This is a genomic window from Staphylococcus sp. FSL K6-0223 (assembly GCF_038008285.1).
Genome location: NZ_JBBOYX010000001.1, coordinates 427,455 through 452,238 on the forward strand (window position 1 = coordinate 427,455; position 24,784 = coordinate 452,238).

Here is a 24,784-nt window from a genome sequence, read left to right on the forward strand (position 1 = left end):
AGTTCATTTGAACTGTTGCTGGGCATTATGATTATAGGTTTATTTTAAATATCTGTCGTGCATTAATAATTTTAACATGCGAATTTGTTCCATAATGTCTTTACCGACATTCGTATCTCTAATCTTTTTACGTTGTAATTCTTCATCAACGACACGTCGTACTGATAGTTCATCAGCACCATCAGATAAGACATTCTCTTTAGAATCAAAGAATTGGTGTGCTACAAGCTGCATACCAAATGAATTGTAAAGTAACGTGTAACCTGCGATACCTGTCGTAGATTGATAAGCTTTTGAGAATCCACCATCAATGACTAACATCTTCCCATTAGCTTTAATAGGATCCTCGCCATCGATTTCTTTTACTGGTGTATGTCCATTGATAATACGACCTTCATCAGGATTAAGTCCGAAATCTTTTAGCATTTTGCGAATCATATCAACATCTTCACGTAAGTAATAATAAGGGTTTTTCGGTTCTTTATGAGACGCTTTATCTTCAATGAAGTAGCGCTCAAATGTAGTCATGGCACGTTTACCAAATAAAGAACTGTATTTTCCTGTCCATAAATACCATACAAGATCCGTAGATAAATCATCTGTTTTCTCTTTGTCGCTAAACGCTAAGCGCACGTGACGTTCAAAGACATCTAATAAATCACGGCCTTTATGTTTTACACCTTCAATTTCAAAAGATTCCATTTCGCCATTATCATCTACAGGAATGCAACCATGAATAAGAAGATTTCCATTATAAGGGAGATATAATTTACCTTTTTGCATTAGAAAGGCCATATGACGTTTTAATTTTTCAGATTGTTGGAAAGACAGTAATAATTTATTAACAACATCTTCTTCTTCTGGTAATAATTTTGCAGGATCTTTAGGGTCCACCGTACTAAAGCAAGTATCTTTTAAAGGATACGTTTTACCATAAATTGTAATTTCGTTTGTATCATAATTTATTTTTTCTAAAACTAAACGGTCATCCATTTCAAAACTTGGGCGACGTTTAATAATTGGCATTTCAAGCTTAAATTGAATCATTGCAATGGCTTGGTGAATCTTAGTAATTTGTGCTTCTTCGTGTTTAGATAAGCCCACTTTTTTATCCGGACGTTTTTTCGGTTTGAACGCTGGGTTATCGCCATCGTAATGTTTTTCAGCTAAAGTGAGGAGTGGTCTTAAATTAATACCATATGCATCTTCAATAATATCTAAGTTATCGTAGCGGGCACATATACGTAGTAAATTGGCTAAACACACTTTAGAACCTGCATAAGCGCCAATCCAAAGTACATCATGATTACCCCATTGAATATCAACAGAATGGTAGTCAATTAATGTATCCATAATTTTGTCAGGTTCTGGACCACGATCGTAGATATCACCCACAACATGAAGATGATCCACGACAAGGCGTTGGATAGTATAAGATAATCCAATGATTAAATCATCTGATTGCTCAAGCTCGATAACTTGATTTAAGAGTGTTTCATAATACGATTTTTTATTGTTAAATTCGTTATTTTTATAAAGCAACTCTTCAATGATATATGTATACTCTGAAGGTAAAGCTTTACGTAGTTTTGAACGCGTATATTTTGAAGAACAATATGTGATTAAATCAATCAAACGCTCGATTGTCAGGATATACCATTCATTTAACTCACGTTTTGAATTAAAGTCATTCTTAATGAGCTTTAATTTTTCTTCTGGATAATACACTAGTGCAGCTAAATCATCTATTTCTTTTTGAGATATGTTACCTGAAAAGATATCGTTAATTTTAGCACGGACATTACCAGAGCCATTTCTTAATACGTGTTGGAACGATTTATATTCACCATGAAGATCGCTGACGAAGTGTTCAGTACCTTTTGGTAATTCTAAAACGGATTCTAGATTAATAATTTCTGTTGCAAGTTTTTCAGGACTATCAAATTGCTGAGATAGTAAATCCAAATACTTTTTCTTTAATTCACTTTCCGTAGATTGAGACATTTGATTTCACTCCTGTATGGGAAATTTATTAGATAATAAGCAGAGTAATAAAACCGCTTACATAAATTATCGTTAAAAAGCATCACTTTTTCAATAGTGATGCTTGAATTGTTGTAAATTTAATTTGAAAGTAAAATTAATGTACTTATTTAGCGTTATTTTTTTTGAAGAATAGACGATAGAGTACATAAAGAATAATAATGATAAGAATCACATACATAAAATAAGAATATGTATGGATGCCAGACATTAATACATCGAAACTATCGCTAAGAAGACGACCAAGTAAAATTAAGGCAAAGTTCCAAATCGTTGTGCCTAATAAAGATAACATCGTAAATGTTGCAACATTCATTTTATTGATACCTGCTGGAATAGTGATTAATACACGTAAAACAGGAATGAAACGACATAATAGAACTGCCCACGCGCCATAACGTTTAAACCAGTCGTTCGCACGTTTCACATCATTTCCTTTAAGTTTGAACCATTTACCATACTTATCAACAAATCGATAAATACTTTCCTCTTTAATTAAACGACATAAATAATACAAAATAAGTAAACCGATAAATGAAGCAATTGTTGAAATAATAAATAAGACTAAAATTGAAAGACCTGATTTAACTGACATTAAACCTGCAAATGTTAATATAATTTCAGAAGGCACAACAGGTAAGACATTTTCTAATAAAATAAGAATGAAAATGGCTGCATAACCCCATTGACCTATAAAATTTGTAATAATTTGTTCCATTATAAAGTTAAAAATCCTCCGTTATTGAACATTACTCGAATAAAAAATTCATAGTAAATTCATTATATAGGAATTTACTATGAATTGCTTGTGATAACATAATAAGGATTGTACAACTCATTTTAAGGATTTTAAATATTGATGATACAATTGTTCTGCTTCATTATCATCTTCAACGCCATAGACATTCATTCTACCATCTTTGAATAAGGTGATTTCATAATTACCGTCTTTAATTAGTTTTGCAAATGAGGTTGACTTCACAATATCACCTGGGAAATGTTCAGCATAGTCAAAAGCAGTAGGTTGATATCTAAATAGGTAGGTTTTTCCGCATAAGCTTTCAATATTCTGTTGTTGTTTCGTTTCTAATAATTCGTAATGACCTTTACCACATACGTCACATTCATCATCTTTTAAAATATCGATATTCAATGCTTTATAATCAATATGAAATGCATCAAGAGTAATTAACTTATGAGAAAATCCATGACCAGATAAATAACGAATCGCTTCTGTGACCTCATAGCTTGCTACCTGTGTAATCACAGGCGGTAATACGCCGTTAATAGCACAACTCTCTGCACTGGTTGGAATTTGTTTTAATAAACATTTCAAACAAGGTCCTTTGAAATCAATGCCGTAAACGGTACCTTTACTGCCTACAGCAGCACCATACACCCACGGAATATGATGTTTGTGACAGGCTTCATTAATAAGATAACGAATTTTGAAATGATCCATACCATCAATGACAATATCAGGATTGACGGCTTTTAAAATATCCTCAATAGTTGTAGAGTCAATTTCTTGATAATAAGTTTGAACATTTACATTTGAATTAATGTGTTCAATCTTTTGTTTAACTGCGTGAACTTTAGGGACCATATGATGAGCATCATCTTCAGTATAGAGTGCTTGGCGATGTAAATTAGATAATTCAACGATATCCATATCGACAATGGCTAAATGATGTGCACCCATACGTGCTAAAAGCTCCGCAACGTGACTTCCTAACGCGCCTGCACCAAGTATTAAAATGGTTGCATTGGAGAGGGCAGTTTGGCCATCCTCTCCAAATGCATGGTAACGCAATTGACGGTTATAGCGTTGCATTATAAGAATCCTAAACCTTCAGTAGGGCTTGATGCTTGGGCTGTATATTTTACTGGAATACGTCCTGATTCATATGAGAGACGACCTGCATGAATACCAAGTTTCATTGCTTCAGCCATTTTAACAGGGTCTTTTGCACCTGAAACTGCAGTGTTTAAAAGAATAGCATCAGCGCCTAATTCCATCGCATGACACGCATCTTTTGGTGAACCAATACCAGCATCCACAATAACGGGAACATTTGAATTTTTAATAATGTAACTTAAATTAAGTTGGTTATTAATACCACGTCCAGTACCAATTGGAGAAGCAAGTGGCATGACAGCATGAACACCTAATTCTTCTAAACGTTTCGCTAATACGACATCATTAGAAATGTAAGGACATACGATATAACCTTTTTCTAATAACACTTTACATGCTTCATATGTTTCAAATGGATCAGGTAACAATGTTTCATCGTCACCAATCACTTCGACTTTAATCATGTCACATACGCCAGCATGTTTTGCAATTTCAGCGATACGAATCGCTTCTTCAGCAGTTTTAGCGCCGGCTGTATTTGGAAAAGTAATAAAGTCTTTAAGATTAATATTTGCTAATGGATTAGGTAAGTTTTTATCATATAAATTCATACGTCTTACAGCAAAAGTCAGCACATTCGCTTCTGCTGCTTCAATCGCTTTTGTTTGCGTAGCTTCATCTTCAAATTTTCCTGTACCTAATAATAAACGAGATTTAATTTCTAATGGTCCAATGTTAAACATTTTATCCGCCTCCAACAAATTCTAATAATTCTAATCGATCATCTTCACGTACTGTATGTTGATCGTAGTCTTCTTGTTTAATTAAAGTTTTATTATGTTCGACAATGACACGTTTAGGATCTAATTCAAGAGATTCAAGTACAGATGTAATAGATTGTTCTGAATCAAAATTGAATGTGTCCCCATTAATGATACACTTCATGATTTAACCTCCTTGAAGCACTAAATGATTCATATCGACGCGGTTTAACACCGGTGAGTATCCAATTGGCGATATCACGACCAATAATAGGCGAAAGTAAAATACCGTTACGATAATGACCAGAAATCACATATAAATCTTCATCAATACGGTCCATTATCGGTATTTCTCCTTCAGTATATGGACGGACACCAGACCATTGTTTAATGACTTTGCCGTGTGCGAGTTCTGGTATACGTTCATTTGCAAAGTGGTGTAACCAAGAGATACCATCGTCTGTATTACCAACTGAATAGTTATCAAACTCGCTTGTGGCACCAATTAAGAAACGATTTGGATATTTTGGTACGATGTAACAGCCATTGGTCATAAATACGGTTTCTTTTAAATCCAAATGATCATTTTCAATCAGTAAGACTTCACCTTTTACACCGACTACATCTCTAGGTAATGAGTATTGAGTTAATAATTTAGATGTCCATGCGCCCGCTGCCACAATGACTTTCTTAGCTTGTAATGTGCCTTGTGACGTTTCAACATCGTAGTACCCATTTTGGCGATGAACAGATTGTACCTCTGTATTAAAATATCGCTTAATTTGACGTTGCTTTAAAGATGTAAATAAAGCTTTAGTGTAGTGATTGGCATTAATTTGTCCATCTTGTGGAATGTAAATAGCCATTTCACTTGATGTTACTGTACCATTCGTTAAATGAGTAAGTTCCTCATCTGAAAGAACAATGACGCTAGAATCTAAACCGCTTAAAAATTGATACTGCTTTTCTAAACTTTCAACATCTTCAGGACGATTAGCCACTTTAATTAATCCTGAATTTTGAAACTGAATATCAATACCTGTCTCATCTTCTAAATCTTGACATAATTGTGGAAAGAGACTTCGTGATTCAAGAGCAAGTCTAAATAAATCAGTATCTTCAGTAAATTCATTTTGAGCACCTAACATACCACCTGCTTTATATGATGCGTGTTTACCTGGCACGTCACGATCGATAAGTGCAATGTCAAGGTGAGATTGGCTTAATTGTCGCGCAATAGACATGCCAATCACGCCCGAACCTATGATTAAAACATCATGCATCTTTCAACCACTCCTTTCGCAACAGTTCAATTTGTTGTAAAGATGCGTTCATAAAAAAAGAAATCGCACAAATTCCTTTAAAACCATGAGGTAATTGAGGAATCGTTTTTTCAGTGATACCTCCAATGGCATAAATGGGAATAGGAATCTCTAACACACGTTGAATCTCTGCTTTTGATCGAGGCAATTGATTAGGTTTTGAAGGTGTCTTAAAAATGTGACCAAAAAAGACATAATCAAGATCGTGTTCATAAGCTGCTTTAACAGATTCAATTGAATGTGTAGACATACTTACTTCAATCTCTGGATGCGTTGATTTATAGCTAAATGCATCTTCATCCATTTCTCGAAAATGAATATGAGAGAGGTGAAGTTGTTCAAGTAAATGTACATCACTATGAATAATGATTTTTGATTTAGGGAATCCTTTTTCTATAAGTGATGTTAAAAATGAAGACAAATCACTTGATGACATGGGAGTACGAAACAATAAACCATCTATTCCATCCGAGATATCAAGAAAATGTTGTACATCATCATTGGTTAAATCTTTATATTTCGTTATCGCTATAAAAATGAACATCACTCCTTATTAAACAAAAAACGCTATTTCCCTGCAGTAGGGAAATAGCGTTTTGTTTAACTTTACGATATCCTAGTCGCCACTTTCCTACGCCAGTACAAACTGGATCAGGTTCCAGGAATTATAAAGTTCGTTCTTTACTCTCAGCCTTAAACAAAGGCACTTCCAGTGGATCGTTTATTCAGTTGTGTTTAAAATAAACATCAGCATTTTTGCTTCATTTTTATTCTACAACCTTTTTTAATAGAGTTCAAATACAAAAATAAATTAGATTTATAGTAATATATTTTTTAATCAAGAAACCACGTTTTATATAGCCATGTATAAATTAAATAAAAAATATTCAAAAAGTAATTGTAAACGTTTACAAAAACTGTTAATATTATAAAAAATATATCAGAAAGCCTATGAGATGAGGCTCGAAAGGCGGTTGGAAACAACAGGGAAAGACGTGATTGGGAGTTTTCATTGTCAACGTATAAGTAGAATCAACACAATTTTAAAGGGAAGCAGGAAAAATAATTATGGTACAAAGACAAAAGAAAAGTAAGGTTCGTTGGTATTTCGCTATCGCATTCTTTATTATTGGGGTTATTGCATATATGGATAGATCTAATATCTCATTTATTGCACCTCAAATGATGGAAGATCTTCACATGACAAAGCAACAATTTGGTTTATTAGCTTCATTCTTCTCACTGGGTTATGCATTGATGCAAGTCCCTTCAGGTATGTTAGCAGAGAAGTTTGGTCCGCGTAAGATGATTTCAATCGCATTATTATGGTGGAGTGCATTTACAATTTTAACGGGAATGATTAAACATCATGGTCTATTATATTTAGTACGTTTCTTATTTGGTATCGGAGAAGCGCCAATGTATCCATCTAATGCAGTATTCAATTCAACTTGGTTTGCTAAAGATGAAAAAGGGAGAGCATCGAGTGCGTTGTTAGCAGGATCATATTTCGGTCCAGTATTAGCACCAGTAGTTACCATCGCAATTGTTAATGCATTTAACTGGCAAGCTGTATTCTATATTTTCGGTGCGGTTGGTATTGTGATTGCAGCACTTTGGGCAATTATTGCTAAAGATTTACCTGAGCAACATCGCATGGTCAATGAAGCAGAAAAACAGTATATCATGCAACATCGTGATTTAGTAGAAACAACTAAATCCGTAGCACCTTGGAATCAATTTTTTAAACGCATGAGTTTCTATGCTATTGCAGGGCAATATTTCGTAGTTCAATTTGTTATTGCTCTATTCTTAATTTGGTTACCTACTTATTTAACTGAGCAATATCATGTACAATTTAAAGATATGACAATTAGTGCTTTACCATGGTTTATTATGTTTATTTTAATTTTATCTGCGGGTGCGATTTCAGATAAAATTTTGCATAGCGGTCAAAGTCGTTTTGTAGCGAGAGGGTTAATTGCAATTGTTGGCTTTATCGTATTTGCTATCTCCATCTTCTTTGCAGTTCATACACAAAACTTATATGTGACCATCTTTTGGTTATCACTTGGCTTAGGTGGTATGGGTATTTCAATGGGAATGAGTTGGGCAGCAGCAAATGACATTGGACGTAACTTTGCTGGTACAGTATCGGGTTGGATGAACTTATGGGGAAATATTGGTGCGTTAATCAGTCCGTTTTTAGCAGGTGCATTAGTATCATCACTTGGCTGGACAATGACATTCCAATTATTAATTATTCCAGCGGTGATTGCAGCTGTATTATGGTTCTTCGTGACACCAGACAAACCATTAATTAAAGACGAAAGTAGACATATTAAATAATATTTATACATTATCTACAAAAGTAAAAGCTTGGGACATCATCAGTTGTCTCAGGCATTTTTAATATATTGACTATCGATGACTGAATTGAAAATCAATGCGGCCTTTCTTCTTACTATCGTTTTCTTTTTATAATAGACGGGTAAAACGTTATAATTATATTTGGAAGGTGATTATATGATTATTATTAATGCGAAACTTAAAATTAAAGAAGATGTGCGTAATGACTATTTAGATTTAATGAACAAATTAGTTCAAAGTTCACGTCAAGAACCGGGTAATACATTTTATGCTCATTATGAAGATGTAGCAGAACATAACACATTCGTTGTTGTTGAAAATTATAAAGACCAAGAAGCGGTTCAAGCACATAACCATTCAGATCATTTCAAAGCATTTAGTGAAAATATAGGAAAATATGTCGCTGAAGAACCTGTCATTGATGTAGCAGAAACAAAATAATAACTAAACTTGCCTTGTCTAAGTGATATTTGTGCTTAGGCAAGGCGTTTTTCATGTTATGATAAGATGTATGAAAAATGAAAGGAAAGATAGTAGTGGGACATGTGATTGCTTCATTAATAAGGTTTGATAAGCCTAAAATTAATCTATGGAAAGGTATACGCCAAGGATTATTAATGATTATCCCAACATTGATAGGGTATTTACTAGGACATTTTAGTTTTGGTTTACTCGTAGCAACTGGAACTTTGGCACATACTTATGTATTTAAAGGTTCAGCACAATCCATGTTAAGAACAGTCATTATTTGTACGTTATCCTTTACCATTTGTATGATGCTTGGAACATTAACTGTCAATCAGCCAGTTCTGTACGGCGTATTATTATTAATCGTTACTGTCATTCCATTCTATGTATTTAATGTGTTAAAAATTGCGGGTCCTTCATCCACATTCTTTTTAGTTACATTTTGCTTATCCAGTAACTTACCTGACGCTCCAGAACAAGCACCGATTCGTGGCTTAGCGATTTTTATTGGAGGAATGTTAGCGACATTAGTCGTCATTTTAACTATTGTATTCCAAAAACAAAAAGCTGAAGATCGAGCGATTACCTCTGACTTTCAGACGATTAATAATTTAATGCATCACTTTAATGATGCTGAAAAATTTAAAGACATTTCACAAGACACAGTAACGAAATTTAAAAATTCAGAGAAACTATTGATTACATCGACTACTGCGATGAGTGAAAAGTTAAGTTCTCGCTTTGAAAAGTTATTGCTTCTTCATACATCAGCCCAAGGAATTTATGCCGAGTTACTTGAACTAAATGAAAAAAATATTCGTCCCATCCCTCAAGAATTGATTGAGATGATGGATATGATTACAAGAAATGCCTATAAATTATCTTCAAAACGAGAAAAATGGACGAAAAAAGTCGATGTGGATGAACCATTTGAAAGTTTGATGCAACACATACTTAAAATAGACGAAATTGCACAATTACAACCAGAACAAATAGAATCTGAAGCGAGTATTCGTAAGCCATTATATAGTAAACGTATCGTTCAAAACTTAACACTCGATTCCATTATTTTCCGCAATGCATTAACGTATGCTGTTATTATGGGCGCAGCTATTTTTGTCTCGTTATTTTTCAATATCCAACGTTCATATTGGATTCCATTATCCGCCCATACAGTATTATTAGGATTAACGACGATTCGGATGTTAGACCGTTCATTAGCACGTGGTCTTGGAACAATTGTAGGGACTTTACTTCTATCAGCCATACTCTTTTTCCAACCTCATTTAATTGTCGCAGTCATTTTAATGGGGCTGTCTGCTATGATGACAGAAGGATTTGTCGCAGCAAATTATGCTTTTGCAGTTATTTTTATTACAACACAAGTCATCCTGTTAAATGGTTTAGCCTCTGGTAATTTATCCATTGATATTGCGTATACACGAATTGTTGACGTATTGATCGGGATTGTGATTGCGGTCATTGGTGTTTTAATCATTAATCGAAAAAATGCGTCAACCATGTTACCTACTGTGATTGCAGAAGTGGTACGTAAAGAAGCGGTTATTTTCCAATATTTATTTTCAGAAAATAAATACCAAGATACAGCACGTGATAGAACAGAAAGTTTATCATTATCTGTAAAAATGAATAACATGACACAAGTGTACAATTCAGCTAATGGTGAATTATTCTCAAGTAAAGAGGCCATTCGTTATTATTATCCAAGTATTTTTGCCTTAGAAGAAATTAGCTTTATGTTAATGCGTGCAATGCAAGACAAACAACGTCAACGCATTTCAGAAAAACAAATGGGAGAATATCTTGTCACATTTGAAAATGTAGCAAAACATTTTGAATTACGCGGTAGTCTTAATGAAAAAGAATTGACGGATTTACCACAGTATAATTATTTAAAATCTGCCTTAATGAAGTTACAAGATAATTGTGTAGCAACACGTAAAGACGTTGATCATACAAATCATCAGAAAACGGTGGACGCTTAATATCAATGTATGACGTTTCATTATAGCGTAGGGTGGTAAAGCTTACTAAACACTATAGAGGAGCGTGACATCATGCCTTGGACAATGGATGATTATCCACAAACTTGGAAACATTTAGATGAATTAGAGCGTAAAAAAGCAATTGATATTGCAAATGCGATGTTAAAAGATGGCTACAAAGAGGGAGACGCTATTCCTATTGCAACAAAACAAGCAGAAGAATGGTACAAAGATGCCAGTAAAGAAGAATTAGAAGAATTAAAACATAAACATATTACTCAACATCAAAAAGATCCATCAGCACGACCTGAACTGAATGATGAAGATGTTCATGTATATTATGAAGATCATGAATGGAAAGTCAAAACAGAAGATGCAAAACAAGCGTCTGATACATTTAGTACTAAAAAAGAAGCAAAACAACGTGCTAAAGAAATTGCTGATAATCGTGATACACAAGTGATTGAACATAAAAAAGATGAATAATGTATAAAGTCCGAATAGCAATTAAATCTGCTATTCGGCTTTTTTTATGACTAAATGACTCAGACTAAATGAGTAGCGTAAAGTCTAGGTTATCATTTTTAGTTCACTTAAGAGTTAGATATAATATACAGTGATGATTAAAGGAGGCAACAAATATGTACGTAGAGAGAAAACCATCATTGTACATTGAAGAGTTACGCAGTGAATTCAAAGAAAATATTAATAAGTTTAAGAATGGAGATGAAGCATTCGATAAACTCGTGGGTTTCGTAGAACTCGATCATTTATACTCTTCTGCATTAAAAGAGATTAGTACAAAATTAGATATTTTAGATGACAATTTTAATCATATTTACAAACATAATCCAATTCATCATATGGAACGTCGCGTCAAAGAAATGACGAGTTTAGTTAAAAAATTGCAACGTAAAGGTTTAACTATAGATGCAGAAACAGCGAAAACCAATATTTTAGATATCGCTGGTATCCGTGTGGTGTGTAATTATCTTGAAGATATTTATGTGATTGAGAAGTTATTATTAAAACAAGAGGACGTTAAATTACTTAAACGTAAAGATTATATTGAACATCCAAAAGAAAATGGTTATCGCAGTCTTCATATAGTCGTGTCGATTCCAGTTTTTCTAGCCGATAGAGTAGAGGCTACACCAGTAGAAATTCAAATTCGAACAATAGGTATGGACATGTGGGCAAGTTTAGAACATAAAATTCGTTATAAAAATAATACCAATACTGAGGACTATAAAGATAAACTTAAAGAATGTGCAGTAGAAATCTCAGATGTCGAAGCAAAAATGCAAACCATTCACTCAGACATTCAAGATAAAGATAAATAGTTTAGTAATATAGCGAAACGATAGAAACGTATAGCTATTGTTTCGCTTTTTTATGTAAGATAAAATGATATATTTTTATGATAAAATAAATGAATAGTAATATATATTTTTTGGAGTTTTAAAATGATTGAGCAGAATTTTAAGTCACAACGATATGAACTAAAACAATTTAAGGGTGAACACATTGAAGTCGCATTTGCCGGAAATAAGGATGCAGATAAAACCATCGTATTTATACATGGAGCAATGATGACATATCGCATTATGTTGTTGTTTGAACCTTATTTTAGAGACAACAACCTGATTTTTGTTAACTGTCCAAGTAGAGGCAAAAGCTCTAACATTGTAAGAGAACAACATACGTTAGATGATTATTCTGAGCGTATCAATGATGTGCTTTCACAAGTTATAGAAACATACGGTATTAAAAATTTAGTTATCATAGGTTATTCTATGGGAGGGATGATTGGCACACGCTTATTAAAATTTAATACTTTACCTATTTCACATCTAGTTTATTTAAATAGCGCCGCACGTATTACACCAAATCAAAGCATGTTGTCACGTTTATTTACTTCAAATAGTAAAAGAGATCATTTTAAAGATGAGATGATTGCTTTTAAAAATTTACCGCAATATATTTTGAAAAAATCTTTTCATAACAAAAATAATAGCATTCGTAATTTATTTTCATATATTGCACCCATTAAAACAATTATTACAGATATTATTTATTCTACAAACGCAGATTACCTTCCAGATATAGAAGAAATAGAACAATTTCCTAAACTTTTATTTATTTCAGGTGAAGATGACGAAATCATTCCTTACACGGATTCACAAGAAACAATGAAAATGTATAAAAAATATGGCGGTGAAGTAAATGAAGTCATATATTCTGGTATCGGACATATCGACTTTCCTGCTGTCTTGGATAATCTGCCTAATGGCACAATAGGTATTATTGACCACATTAAACAGTGGATTCAAGAAGAATGAGACCACCGGCAGACTTCATAAGCAAATGTTAAAATAATACTTGCTTATGACGTAGCGTCATTAGCTATGTTAACAGTAGGAGGTGAATGATATGTCACACTATACGATTGGAGAATTGGCAAAACAGAGTAAAGTCACGATTCGAACATTACAATATTACGATCGAAGAGGATTACTTATAGCTCATCGACAAACTGACTCTAATCGCAGATATTATACTGACGAACATGTAAAGCAGCTTGAACTGATTTTAGTATTAAAACAATTAGGATGTACGTTAGATGAAATAAAGACATTACTTGATGAAGATACAAATATGAACACGTTTAAAACATTACTTTCATTGAGAAAAGATGCGTTACATTCAAAAGTAGAGATGTACAGTCATACGTTAAATCAAATTGAAAAAGTCGAAACATACATTTCTGAACAGTCAAGTGCGCCTATAAACCATCTTACTGATATTGATGATGCTATGAAACAAGAATATAAAATAACATACTTTAGAAAAAAGATTTGGATAAGTGTTGGAATCTTAGGAATAATACAATATAGTGGTTTACTATTAAGTCTATTAAGACGTTCAATTAAGCCATTGATTGTTATATTACCCATCTTAATCACATATGCCATTGTGCTGACAGCAATATATTTAAAAAAGGTGTTATATCTGTGTCCGAATTGTCACCATACATTTAAACCTACATTAGGTGTTTTCGTAAAAGCGAAACATACACCTAAAACAAGACAACTAAAATGTCCTAACTGCCATCAAACACATTATTGTATCGAAGTATACCAAAACGAATCGTAATAAACACCTGGCTTATAATGAGCTAGGTTTTTTAAATTACAAAAAAGTAAGCGCTTGCAAAATTTAAAATGGTGTATTACTATACTTGTATACAAGTTAACGTATTGAGGTGAAAACATGGAACAGCATTATCCGAAACAATGGAAAAACAGAATGACTACAGGGGAAAGTATCGCTGCGGAACTTAGGTTTCAGATTGTTAATAGTACGCTTGAACCCGATACATTACTAACTGAAAATCAAGTGGCTAAACAATTCGATGTCAGTCGCTCTCCAGTTAGAGATGCATTTAAATTGCTGCAAACGAATCAACTCATTCACCTCGAACGTATGGGTGCAAGGGTTCTTGAATTTGGTGAACAAGAAAAGAAAGAATTATATGATTTGAGATTAATGCTTGAATCCTTTGCATTTTCAAAATTAAAGCATATTGATAGAAAAAAAGTGATTAAAGAAATGAGAAAACATTTAGAAATGATGAAAGTCGCTGTTCAATTTGAAGATGCTGAATCCTTTACGCAACATGATCTTCAATTTCATGAAGCATTGATTCACGCCTCTCGACATCACTACCTTCAAACATTTTGGAATCATTTGAAACCCATTGTAGAAGTACTTGTATTATGTTCAATGAGAGAGCGAATGAGAACAAATAAAGAAGATTTTGACAGAATACACCGTAATCATTCGATATTTATAGAAGCGGTAGAACGTTATGATACGGATACGTTAAGAGAAGCGTTTCATTTAAACTTTGACGATGTAGGTAAGGATATTGAAAGCTTTTGGTTACAATAAATAGAAGGAAGAAGGAATACATATGAAATACATGATTGGAGTAGATATTGGAACAACAAGTACGAAGTCAGTACTTTATGATGAACAAGGTCAATTTATTACAAAGCATCATATTGGCTATCCTTTACATACGCCAAATGTTGATGTTTCAGAAGAAAATCCTGACGAATTATTCGATGCCGTATTAATGACAGTCAAACATGTGATTCGCGAATCTGGGGTGCATAAAGAAGATATTAAACTCATTTCTTTTAGTGCGCAAATGCATAGCTTAATTGCATTAGATAGCCAACACGAGCGCTTAACTGAAAGCATGATTTGGGCGGATAATCGTGCGAATCAATATGCTGACTTGATAAATGAGCAATATGGGGGACATGACATTTATAAACGCACAGGTACACCCATTCATCCTATGTCACCACTCTCTAAAATCTTTTGGATGAAACATGAACAACCAGATATTTATCAAAATACTGCAATGTTTGCGGATATTAAAACATATATTTTCTATCAACTTTATGGAGAATACGTGATTGATCACTCTATGGCTTCAGCAACAGGTATGTTTAACTTACAGCAATTAGACTGGGATCAAGAAGCACTTGAATTACTCGGTATTTCAGCCTCTCAATTGCCTCAACTTGTACCAACGACCCATATTTTAAAAGGGATGAAAAAACGTTATGCCACATTGATGGGCATCGATGAAAATACGCCGGTTGTAGTTGGCGCAAGTGATGGCGTGTTATCAAATTTAGGCGTCAATAGTTATAAAAAAGGGGAAGTTGCAGTCACAATTGGGACATCAGGTGCGATTCGTACAGTTATTGATAAGCCGCGTACAGATTATAAAGGTCGCATTTTCTGTTATGTCTTAGATGAAGACCATTATGTGATTGGTGGACCGGTCAACAACGGGGGTGTCATTCTTCGATGGTTAAGAGATGAATTACTCGCCAGTGAAGTTGAAACAGCTAAACGCTTGGGAGTGGATCCTTACGATGTGCTTACTAAAATAGCGAGTCGTGTTAAGCCAGGTGCAGATGGCTTAATTTTCCATCCGTATCTTGCAGGAGAACGTGCACCCTTATGGAATGCGAATGCGCGTGGTTCATTCTTTGGCTTAACATTGTCACATCAAAAAGAACACATGATACGCGCTGCACTTGAAGGGGTGTTGTATAACCTTTATACCGTTTATTTAGCACTTATCGAAGTAATGAATGAAACACCAAATACGATTAAAGCAACAGGTGGCTTTGCGAAAAGTGAAGTATGGCGTCAAATGATGGCAGATATTTTTGATACGGATGTCATCGTACCAGAAAGTTATGAAAGTTCTTGTCTAGGTGCGTGTGTCCTTGGTTTAAAAGCATTGGGAGATATTGAAGATTATTCAATTATCGAAAATATGGTTGGTACGACTTATGCACATCAACCGAACCAAGATACAGTAAATATGTATCAACAACTTGTAACGATATTCATAAACTTAAGCCGTACACTCGAAGATCGCTATGAAGAAATTGCAGATTTTCAACGTAAACATATGAATTAATCGACGTATTTAAATAAATGAAACATTAAAGGGGAGAAGACAAATGGGAACAATATGGACACTAGCAAGTGTGGTTATTGGAATCGTATTACTATTAACATTGATTATTTTCTTAAAACTCAACACATTTATTTCATTAATTATTACATCTATTGTAACGGCCATCTTATTAGGTATGCCTTTAAATAAAGTAATGGAAACGATAGAAGCAGGTATGGGCGGCACCCTAGGTCATATTGCACTCATTTTTGGATTAGGCGCAATACTTGGTAAATTACTGGCAGATGGTGGAGGCGCCAACCGTATTGCGGATACACTGATTGATAAATTTGGACCAAAACATGTTCAATGGGCAATGTTAATTGCAGCCTTCATCGTTGGTATTGCATTATTCTTTGAAGTAGGATTAGTATTACTCATTCCACTTGTTTTTACAATTGCTAAACGTGCGAAAGTGTCACCACTGAAACTAGGATTACCTATGGTAACAGCATTATCTGTGACACATGGTTTTTTACCACCACATCCTGGTCCAGTAGTTATAGCAAAAGAATTAAAGGCGAATATTGGACATGTGTTACTATATGGGATTATCATTGCCATTCCAGTGACACTCATTGCAGGTCCGGTTTTTAATAAATTTGCACAAAAACTCATCCCATCTGCTTATACACGTGAAGGGGATATTTCAGCACTTGGTTCACAAAAAGAATTTAAAGCATCTGAAATGCCAAGTTTTGGTTTAAGTATACTCACTGCTGTATTACCTGTTATTTTAATGTTATTATCAACGGTTGTTCAGTTAGTGACTGGACATGAAAATGCTAAAAATCTGTTTGAACAAATCATTTACTTTATCGGTACAGCAGGTACAGCGATGTTAATTTCAGTCATCTTTGCTATTTTTTCAATGGGCTTACATAGAGGAAGAAAAATGGATGACATTATGAAATCTGTAACGAATGCTATTTACCCAATTGGGATGATGATTTTAATTATTGGTGGTGGCGGTACATTTAAACAAGTTCTCATTGATGGCGGTGTAGGGGATACGATTGCTAAGTTATTCGAAGGCTCAACCCTGTCACCTATCTTATTAGCATGGATTGTCGCTGCAGTATTACGTATCGCACTAGGTTCAGCAACAGTCGCAGCAATTTCAACAACAGGTATCGTCTTACCATTATTACAACATTCAGATGCCAATGTGGCACTTGTCGTACTTGCCATTGGTGCAGGGAGCGTTATCTTATCACACGTTAACGATGCGGGATTCTGGATGTTTAAAGAATATTTCGGATTGACTGTGAAAGAAACATTCTTAACTTGGTCATTACTTGAAACCATCATTTCAGTATCGGGCATCATCTTTATCTTATTCATTAGTTTATTTGTATAACTTATCAAAGAAGTGAGAGAGAAATCATTGAATTTCAATCTTGCTTCTTATTTTTTATATCATGAAAGAATACAGTCAATCGCTATGAATGACAATAAAAGAATGATAAACTTACTTATAATATAAAAGACAGAATGTGCAAAGGAGATATTCGAGTTTGAAACAGATAAAGAAAGCCATCATACCTGCGGCTGGTTTAGGAACACGTTTTTTACCAGCGACAAAAGCCATGCCTAAGGAAATGCTTCCTATTTTAGATAAGCCAACGATTCAATATATTGTTGAAGAAGCGGCACGTGCAGGCATTGAAGATATTATTATTGTGACTGGTAAACATAAACGTGCGATTGAAGATCACTTCGATAATCAAAAAGAGCTAGAAATGGTCCTTGAAGAAAAAGGTAAAACAGATTTACTAGAAAAAGTACATTATTCTACAGATTTAGCGAATATCTTCTATGTACGCCAAAAAGAACAAAAAGGATTAGGACATGCCATTTATACTGCACGTCAATTTATTGGTAACGAACCGTTTGCAGTATTATTAGGCGATGATATCGTGGAATCTGAAGAGCCAGCGATTAAACAATTAATGAATATATATGAAGAAACAGGACATTCTGTTATTGGAGTGCAAGAAGTGCCTGAAAATGTGACTCACCGTTATGGCATAATTGATCCATTAGAGAAACAGGGTCGTCGCTATGAGGTGAGACAATTTGTTGAAAAACCTAAACAAGGTACAGCACCTTCTAATTTAGCGATTATGGGACGTTATATTTTAACGCCAGAAATTTTCGATTATTTAAAAACACAAAAAGAAGGCGCCGGTAATGAGATTCAATTAACCGACGCGATTGAACGTATGAATAGTGCTGTTCCAGTGTATGCATATGACTTTGATGGTGATCGTTATGATGTTGGAGAAAAATTAGGCTTCGTTAAAACGACAATAGAATATGCGTTAAAAGATCCTAAAATGAAAGATGAACTCGTAACATTTATTAAACATTTAGGATTATAATAATTAAAGTGCCTAAGACATTGAAGAACAAGTGGTTATTCTTCAATCTTCTTAGACACTTCAATCTCATCAAAACTAAACCTAAAAACAGGACACACCCTATTTTCCGCTAAGGCGTGCCCTAATTAGAGAAGATATAAATTGTCGACAAACACTTCTCTAATCATAAATCCTCAACATCCCAGAAAATTTTTTTCTGAGAAACTTTTCCTCAGCGTCTTAGGACTTCTCCTAAGACATTTTTATTATATAATATAAAATTTGAATATCATAGATGTTGCAATAGCAATAATTCGACTAATAATAGCACTTTTCGGGAAAATTAAGATATTAGATAGACATTAATATTGAATTGAATTTTTTTGTAATCTTATGATTGTTATCGCAATAGAAAATAAAATTAAATAGTTTTTAACATACAAGATGTATATTTAAATTTTATTAGTTAAATTAATTGAACATGTATTAATAAATAGTTAAAATAAAATTAAATATTTAAAAACGAACATATGTTCCTTAAATGAGGAGATTTTTAATGGAAAGAAAGTTAAAAAAGAAAAATAATTTTAATGTTGTTAGTCTATTTTCAGGTGTGGGTGGTCTAGATTTAGGATTTATTTACGAAGGATTTGAAATTATTTGGGCAAATGATTTTGATAAGTATGCAGTACAGACATATAAAGAAAATATTAATTCAAATATTTATGAAGGAGATCTAAATGATATATATAAAACTATACCTAAGCATGATATATTAATTGCTGGTTTCCCATGTCAACCTTTTAGTTTAATGGGGAAAAAGTTAGGGTTTCAAGATCAAAGAGGAACGCTTTTTTTTACTATTGAAAAAATAATTAAGCTTCATAAACAAAAACCAAAGATTTTAGTTTTAGAAAATGTTAAAAATTTATTAACACATAATAATGGGAAAACTTATGAAAAGATGGTTCAAATATTAGATGATCTTGGGTATAAAGTTTACTCTAAAGTGCTTGATGCTAAAGATTTCGGTCTTCCTCAAACTAGAAGAAGAGTATTTATGGTTTGTATTCTTAAAACCTATTTTCAAAATAATAATAATTATGTATTTCCATCACCTATTGAATTAAACAGTACTGTTTATGACATTTTAGATAAACATGTTGAAAAAAAGTATTTTTTATCAAAAAAAATACTCCCAACTATATTAGCTCATGGAAGTGGAAAATATTATTCAAAATCAGAGATTGGACTAGAAATTGCTAGGCCGCTTACTTCTACAATGCACAAAATGCATAGAGCAAATCAAGATAATTATTATATAGATGAAAAAAATAGAAACTTATTTAAAGATACTCATGAAAAAGAAATATCTTCTATTCGAAGATTAACTCCTAATGAATGTAGGAAGTTACAAGGTTTTCCTTCAGATTGGAAATACGTAGTGTCAGATACACAATTATATCGTCAATTCGGAAATGCTGTTGCTGTTAATGTTAGTTATTATTTAGCACGATCAATAAATGAATTTCTAGAAAGGAATAATGAATAAATTGAAGATAAAATCTTTAGCTTTTAGTAATAATGTATTTGATAGAGAAATTTTGCAAAAAAAAGAGTTTATTGAAATGGTTGAACATCTTATAAATACAATAAAATTACTAGACATAAGTGATAAAGATGAGCAATCAATAAGTGAGGAAACGATAAGAGTATTAAGGGATTTTGGGATCTTAAGAACTGATGAAAATATTCAAGATTTGGAAGGGATTATCGGAGAGACGTTACTTAAAAAATTAGTTAGTGAAATAAATAAATTAATAAATATTGATATTTCTAATATTGTAGAATTAAAAAAGTTTTGTTTAAAATTAAGAAATGAAATATCGACTGATAAGTTTAAAGAAAAATATACTTTTGTAGACTTATTTTGTGGGGCAGGAGGGTTGTCTTTAGGTATTTCTCAAGCAGGTTTTCAATCTGTGCTTGCAAATGATGTAGATAAAACAGCTTTAAGAACTTATCATTTTAATCATCCAGAAATAGAAGGTAAGAATATAATTTTAGATGGAATTGAAAATATTGTTGGAAATATAAAAAAATATATTGAAGAAGATATAGATTTAGTAATAGGTGGGCCTCCTTGCCAAGGATTTTCAAATGCTAATAGACAAAGAATTATAGATGATCCTAGAAATAATCTCTATAAATATTATGTTCAAGCAATTCATATTTTAAAACCTAAAGCATTTATAATGGAAAATGTGAGGGGAATGGAAAAAGTAGCTGAACAAGTAATTTCCGATGTTAATAGTCAAAATGCTAATTACTATATAAGTTATAAAGTGCTTAATGCATTAAATATGGGCATTCCTCAAAATAGAGAAAGATTAATTTTTATAGGTATTCGAAAGGATATATCTGAAATAACAGAAAATCATGCTAAGAAATTACTAAATGAAATTGAATTTAAAAATTTCAAATTAGACAATAGCTTTTTTCCTGCAATTAGAGATTTGAAAAAAGTAAGTGCTTCTCGTAAAAAAAATTCTACTAAAGGTGATAAAGAGTCTGGGTATATTATAGATAGAAATCTTGAAGAAGAAAAAAGTGAATATGTTAAAACTATAAATAATGGCTATGAAAATGGTTTTATATTTAATCATAAAGCTAGATATAATAATGACAGAGATATAGAAATTTTTTCAAGAATGCTTCCTGGTGATAAGTCAGATAGTCCTAGAATTGTAGATATCATGCCTTATAAGAGTAGAAGTCATATATTTAAGGATAAATACTATAAATTAATTCCAGATAAATACTGTAAAGCCATTACAGCTCATATGAAATTTGACTGTAATATGTATATTCATCCATTTCAAGCGCGAGGTTTAACTCCAAGAGAAGCAGCTAGAATTCAGTCATACCCAGATGATTATTTCTTTTTAGGTGCATATACCAAGACTTTTCAACAAATTGGAAATAGTGTCCCCCCTTTAATGGGTAAAATAATTGGTGAAGAAATCTATAATTTTCTTAAAGAAAATACCACTAAAGTTTGATTAAATTCATCTTTAGTAGTATTTTTTTTATAGATATAAACGAAATAAAAGGAGGATTCAATGTATACTCAACAGTTTGTTCTAATACAGAAATTTTTGGGAAGATATTGCAATCTAAATATAGTTGAAGAAAACTACGATGCCATATTAATAAAAAAGTTAGCATCTACTAATATTATTAAAAAAGATAGTAAGTCACATCAATCACATATAGCTATTACTGGAAATAAAAATTTTGATTTTTTTCCACATATTATAATACATCGTTATGTAGAAGAAGAATATAGAGAACAAAAAATGAAGTCTTTTTATATTTTGAGATTACCTATAGTTATACATAAAAGCAATATAAAATATGTAAATGAAGAAAACAAATTTGATTTTTCAGACGATACAATAATCGGTAAAGCTTCTATAAAATATAGTAGACCTAATAGTCCTCAGTTAGAATTAGGTAACACTAGCCAATCAGATAAAGTATTTGTAAATTTCAGAAAATGTTTTGACGAAAATGATGTATTAATATTACTGAAAAGAAAAAAAGAATTAGTATATGATGGTTTTATAATGAAAAAAAGTGAATTTGAAAATGTCAAGTTAATCGAAGGGACTTATTTCAATTTAGATAACCGAAAGAACTCAACTTTTGTAGATACAAGTTTATTAATTCGTGATAAAAGAATTAGTAGCGGAAAAAATATTATCTATTATGGTGCGCCTGGAACAGGCAAATCATATCAAGTTAATGTAGACTATCCTAATTATGATAGAGTTACTTTTCATCCAGAGTATACATATTTTGATTTTGTTGGAGGCTTAAGACCAGTTAGTGACGAGGGAAAAGTAAAATATGATTTTGTTCCTGGACCATTTACTAATGTACTATTAAAAGCTATGCAAAATCCAGAGGAGAGTTTTGGCTTAATTATTGAAGAGATTAATAGAGCTAATACTGCTGCTGTATTTGGTGATATTTTTCAACTCCTAGATAGAGATGATAAAGGAAATAGTAAATATGGAATAGTAAATAAAGATGTGATGAATTATCTGAGTAATAATTTAAAAGATATTAGAATAAGTGAAATAATTATTCCTTCAAATATGAGTATAATTGCTACTATGAATAGTTCAGATCAAGGAGTTCAAGTACTAGATAGTGCTTTTAAAAGACGTTGGGAATTTAAATATATGCCAATTAATTTTAATAATGAAAATCTATATAATGAAAAAATTGATTCGTTGAATGTTTATTGGAAAGATTTCGGTGAAGCACTAAATATGTTTTTATCAAGAAATGGGATTGAAGAAGATAAACTTATAGGACAATGGTTTTTAAATGAAAAAGAACTACAAGATGAAGATTTGATAGCAAGTAAATTGCTTATATATTTATGGGATGATGTTGTTAGATATAATCGTAAATTACTTTTTCCTAATATATATACATTCGCACAATTAATTAAAGAATTTAAAAGAAATGGACTGTCAATATTCGCTCCTGAATTAAAACAAGAAATTCAAAATTTAGAAAAGGTTAATTTAGGAAATCAAGAAAATGAATAATATTGATAAGATATTTATTGAAGGAGAAGTTTATTGTGAAACTCAAGTTCCTAAAAGTTTATTAGAAAAAAATTATTTTAATACTATAAAAATAAATTTAGAAGTTACTAAATACAAAGCTCGAATATGTGGAATAATTAATTTAGAGAATAAATTTTATTTATTCTTACCTAAAGGTTACAAAGATAGAGATTTTACTGACTATAAAAATTTTGCAAAGTTATTATTCGAATGTTTAATTAATTATAAAAATGAAGTTTTATTAGAAGATTATGAATATGATTGGTTAGGTAAAGAAACTAATACTTCACAATTTATAAATTTAGTTGAGTGGCTAATCAATGATTTTAAAGCTAACGGTATTTATAAATTAGAAGATAAAATAATCAAAAAGAATCAAAAAGGTAAAATAAATTGGCAAAAATCTATTCAAAAATATACTCCATATATTCAAAATGACGAACTAATTCAGTTGGATTTAATTTCGGAAAAAAGCGTAATTAATAATGATGAACTTATTTCAATTATACATAATAATATTATGTATGAATGCGAAAAAGTTTTTGGGTGGTTATTTACTTTTGAAGGAAATTTCAATCATCAATATATTGAAATAGATAAGAATATTCAAATTAAGCTATTACAAAAAGAATTAGAAAAAAATTTTATAGATAGAAATATTGAATTATTAAAAAGATTAATTACTTATCTAGAAATTTATAGAGATAATAATTTCGAATTTGTCTTAGCCACACCATATTTTTATACTGTTTGGGAAGAAATGCTAAGAGTTACTTTTGAAGAAGATAAAATTCTATTTGATAAAGTTCCTAAACCTTATTGGGAATTTAATGGAAAGGTTAGAAAACTTGATCAAATACCTGATATTTTAAAACAAAAAAAAGAAAATTTATTTATTATTGATGCAAAATACTATTTAATCAATAAAAATGATATATCTAGTTTACCTGGATGGTCTAGCATAGTAAAACAAATGTATTATAGACTTTCTTTATCTAAAGAATTTGATAGTATTAAAAATATTTTTTTATTACCTAAATCTTTAAATAAAGAAATAAAATATATAGGAAGAACCTCAGTAGAAAATTACGAAGATGATTTTGATTATGTGTACGCTTTTGTTATAGATATAAAATTAGTAATAAAATCATATCTTAAAAGAAAATCATTAGTATATTTGCTAAACAAAATTGAAAACAATATAAAAAATTGATATTAGAGATAGAATATTTAATTTGAAGGTTATGAATTAAATAAAGATATCATAAAAAACTGCTAAGCCAGTATTTTATGATATCTTTTTTGTTTTATAGTATTATGGTTTGCAATATATTTATTTATACATATACATATTATATAATTAATATATTAAAAATACTTTATAAGGGGATAT

The 24,784-nt window shown here is 31.9% G+C and carries 22 protein-coding genes and 1 riboswitch; of the genes, 15 read left to right on the plus strand and 7 right to left on the minus strand.

Annotated features, from left to right (window positions below; all coding sequences use genetic code 11):
- Nucleotides 1–39 precede the first annotated feature (39 nt).
- From MHI13_RS02005 to MHI13_RS02035, 7 genes are all read right to left on the minus strand, one after another.
- Nucleotides 40–2,004: a fructose-1,6-bisphosphatase gene (locus MHI13_RS02005; RefSeq protein WP_002448538.1), complete on the minus strand. Its 1,965-nt coding sequence runs from the start codon at nucleotides 2,002–2,004 to the stop codon at nucleotides 40–42.
- Nucleotides 2,005–2,149: 145 nt separating this feature from the next.
- The gene (locus MHI13_RS02010) at nucleotides 2,150–2,761 is read right to left on the minus strand and encodes a DedA family protein (RefSeq protein ID WP_002448460.1); all 612 of its coding nucleotides are present in this window, start codon (nucleotides 2,759–2,761) and stop codon (nucleotides 2,150–2,152) included.
- Nucleotides 2,762–2,878: 117 nt separating this feature from the next.
- A complete protein-coding gene (locus MHI13_RS02015; protein ID WP_145421651.1) occupies nucleotides 2,879–3,877 on the minus strand; it encodes a HesA/MoeB/ThiF family protein in 999 nt (332 codons plus the stop codon).
- The gene (locus MHI13_RS02020; protein WP_019834971.1) at nucleotides 3,877–4,644 is read right to left on the minus strand and encodes a thiazole synthase; all 768 of its coding nucleotides are present in this window, start codon (nucleotides 4,642–4,644) and stop codon (nucleotides 3,877–3,879) included. The genes MHI13_RS02015 and MHI13_RS02020 overlap by 1 nt, the downstream gene beginning before the upstream one ends.
- Before the next feature lies 1 nt (nucleotide 4,645).
- On the minus strand, nucleotides 4,646–4,846 hold the full coding sequence (gene thiS, locus MHI13_RS02025; RefSeq protein WP_017175036.1) for a sulfur carrier protein ThiS: 201 nt from the start codon (nucleotides 4,844–4,846) through the stop codon (nucleotides 4,646–4,648).
- On the minus strand, nucleotides 4,830–5,945 hold the full coding sequence (gene thiO / locus MHI13_RS02030; protein ID WP_049382419.1) for a glycine oxidase ThiO: 1,116 nt from the start codon (nucleotides 5,943–5,945) through the stop codon (nucleotides 4,830–4,832). Before thiO ends, thiS begins: the two co-directional genes overlap by 17 nt.
- The gene (locus tag MHI13_RS02035; RefSeq protein WP_048679547.1) at nucleotides 5,938–6,528 is read right to left on the minus strand and encodes a thiamine phosphate synthase; all 591 of its coding nucleotides are present in this window, start codon (nucleotides 6,526–6,528) and stop codon (nucleotides 5,938–5,940) included. The genes thiO and MHI13_RS02035 overlap by 8 nt, the downstream gene beginning before the upstream one ends.
- 67 nt (nucleotides 6,529–6,595) lie before the next feature.
- Nucleotides 6,596–6,705, minus strand: a riboswitch (TPP riboswitch).
- Nucleotides 6,706–7,052: 347 nt separating this feature from the next.
- Between MHI13_RS02035 and MHI13_RS02040 the strand changes: the two genes are divergently transcribed.
- From MHI13_RS02040 to MHI13_RS02110, 15 genes are all read left to right on the plus strand, one after another.
- Entirely contained in the window at nucleotides 7,053–8,333 is a 1,281-nt protein-coding gene (locus tag MHI13_RS02040) for an MFS transporter (protein WP_017175033.1), read from the plus strand.
- A gap of 177 nt (nucleotides 8,334–8,510) precedes the next feature.
- A complete protein-coding gene (locus tag MHI13_RS02045; protein ID WP_002448351.1) occupies nucleotides 8,511–8,795 on the plus strand; it encodes a putative quinol monooxygenase in 285 nt (94 codons plus the stop codon).
- A gap of 95 nt (nucleotides 8,796–8,890) precedes the next feature.
- Nucleotides 8,891–10,828: an FUSC family protein gene (locus MHI13_RS02050; RefSeq protein ID WP_170999980.1), complete on the plus strand. Its 1,938-nt coding sequence runs from the start codon at nucleotides 8,891–8,893 to the stop codon at nucleotides 10,826–10,828.
- Between the two features lie 72 nt (nucleotides 10,829–10,900).
- Nucleotides 10,901–11,314: a DUF2188 domain-containing protein gene (locus MHI13_RS02055; protein WP_070549160.1), complete on the plus strand. Its 414-nt coding sequence runs from the start codon at nucleotides 10,901–10,903 to the stop codon at nucleotides 11,312–11,314.
- A 155-nt stretch (nucleotides 11,315–11,469) separates the two neighbouring features.
- The gene (locus tag MHI13_RS02060; protein WP_049413692.1) at nucleotides 11,470–12,171 is read left to right on the plus strand and encodes a GTP pyrophosphokinase; all 702 of its coding nucleotides are present in this window, start codon (nucleotides 11,470–11,472) and stop codon (nucleotides 12,169–12,171) included.
- A 123-nt stretch (nucleotides 12,172–12,294) separates the two neighbouring features.
- Complete coding sequence (locus tag MHI13_RS02065) at nucleotides 12,295–13,170, plus strand: alpha/beta fold hydrolase (RefSeq protein WP_145423066.1); 876 nt, start codon at nucleotides 12,295–12,297, stop codon at nucleotides 13,168–13,170.
- A 91-nt stretch (nucleotides 13,171–13,261) separates the two neighbouring features.
- On the plus strand, nucleotides 13,262–13,984 hold the full coding sequence (locus tag MHI13_RS02070) for a MerR family transcriptional regulator (RefSeq protein ID WP_049413696.1): 723 nt from the start codon (nucleotides 13,262–13,264) through the stop codon (nucleotides 13,982–13,984).
- 117 nt (nucleotides 13,985–14,101) lie between these two features.
- Nucleotides 14,102–14,782, plus strand: a complete 681-nt coding sequence (locus MHI13_RS02075; protein WP_049334723.1) for a GntR family transcriptional regulator — start codon at nucleotides 14,102–14,104, stop codon at nucleotides 14,780–14,782.
- Between the two features lie 22 nt (nucleotides 14,783–14,804).
- Complete coding sequence (gntK, locus tag MHI13_RS02080; protein ID WP_054105871.1) at nucleotides 14,805–16,343, plus strand: gluconokinase; 1,539 nt, start codon at nucleotides 14,805–14,807, stop codon at nucleotides 16,341–16,343.
- A gap of 43 nt (nucleotides 16,344–16,386) precedes the next feature.
- Nucleotides 16,387–17,742, plus strand: a complete 1,356-nt coding sequence (locus MHI13_RS02085) for a gluconate:H+ symporter (RefSeq protein WP_145423068.1) — start codon at nucleotides 16,387–16,389, stop codon at nucleotides 17,740–17,742.
- Nucleotides 17,743–17,899: 157 nt separating this feature from the next.
- Nucleotides 17,900–18,766 (plus strand): UTP--glucose-1-phosphate uridylyltransferase GalU, encoded by an 867-nt coding sequence (gene galU, locus MHI13_RS02090; RefSeq protein ID WP_017175024.1) that lies wholly within the window; start codon nucleotides 17,900–17,902, stop codon nucleotides 18,764–18,766.
- A 535-nt stretch (nucleotides 18,767–19,301) separates the two neighbouring features.
- The gene (locus MHI13_RS02095) at nucleotides 19,302–20,297 is read left to right on the plus strand and encodes a DNA cytosine methyltransferase (RefSeq protein ID WP_145423070.1); all 996 of its coding nucleotides are present in this window, start codon (nucleotides 19,302–19,304) and stop codon (nucleotides 20,295–20,297) included.
- Nucleotides 20,290–21,807, plus strand: a complete 1,518-nt coding sequence (locus tag MHI13_RS02100; RefSeq protein WP_070647423.1) for a DNA cytosine methyltransferase — start codon at nucleotides 20,290–20,292, stop codon at nucleotides 21,805–21,807. The genes MHI13_RS02095 and MHI13_RS02100 overlap by 8 nt, the downstream gene beginning before the upstream one ends.
- 60 nt (nucleotides 21,808–21,867) lie before the next feature.
- Nucleotides 21,868–23,370 (plus strand): McrB family protein, encoded by a 1,503-nt coding sequence (locus MHI13_RS02105; protein ID WP_070491825.1) that lies wholly within the window; start codon nucleotides 21,868–21,870, stop codon nucleotides 23,368–23,370.
- Complete coding sequence (locus MHI13_RS02110; protein ID WP_070491828.1) at nucleotides 23,363–24,604, plus strand: LlaJI family restriction endonuclease; 1,242 nt, start codon at nucleotides 23,363–23,365, stop codon at nucleotides 24,602–24,604. Before MHI13_RS02105 ends, MHI13_RS02110 begins: the two co-directional genes overlap by 8 nt.
- Nucleotides 24,605–24,784 lie beyond the last annotated feature (180 nt).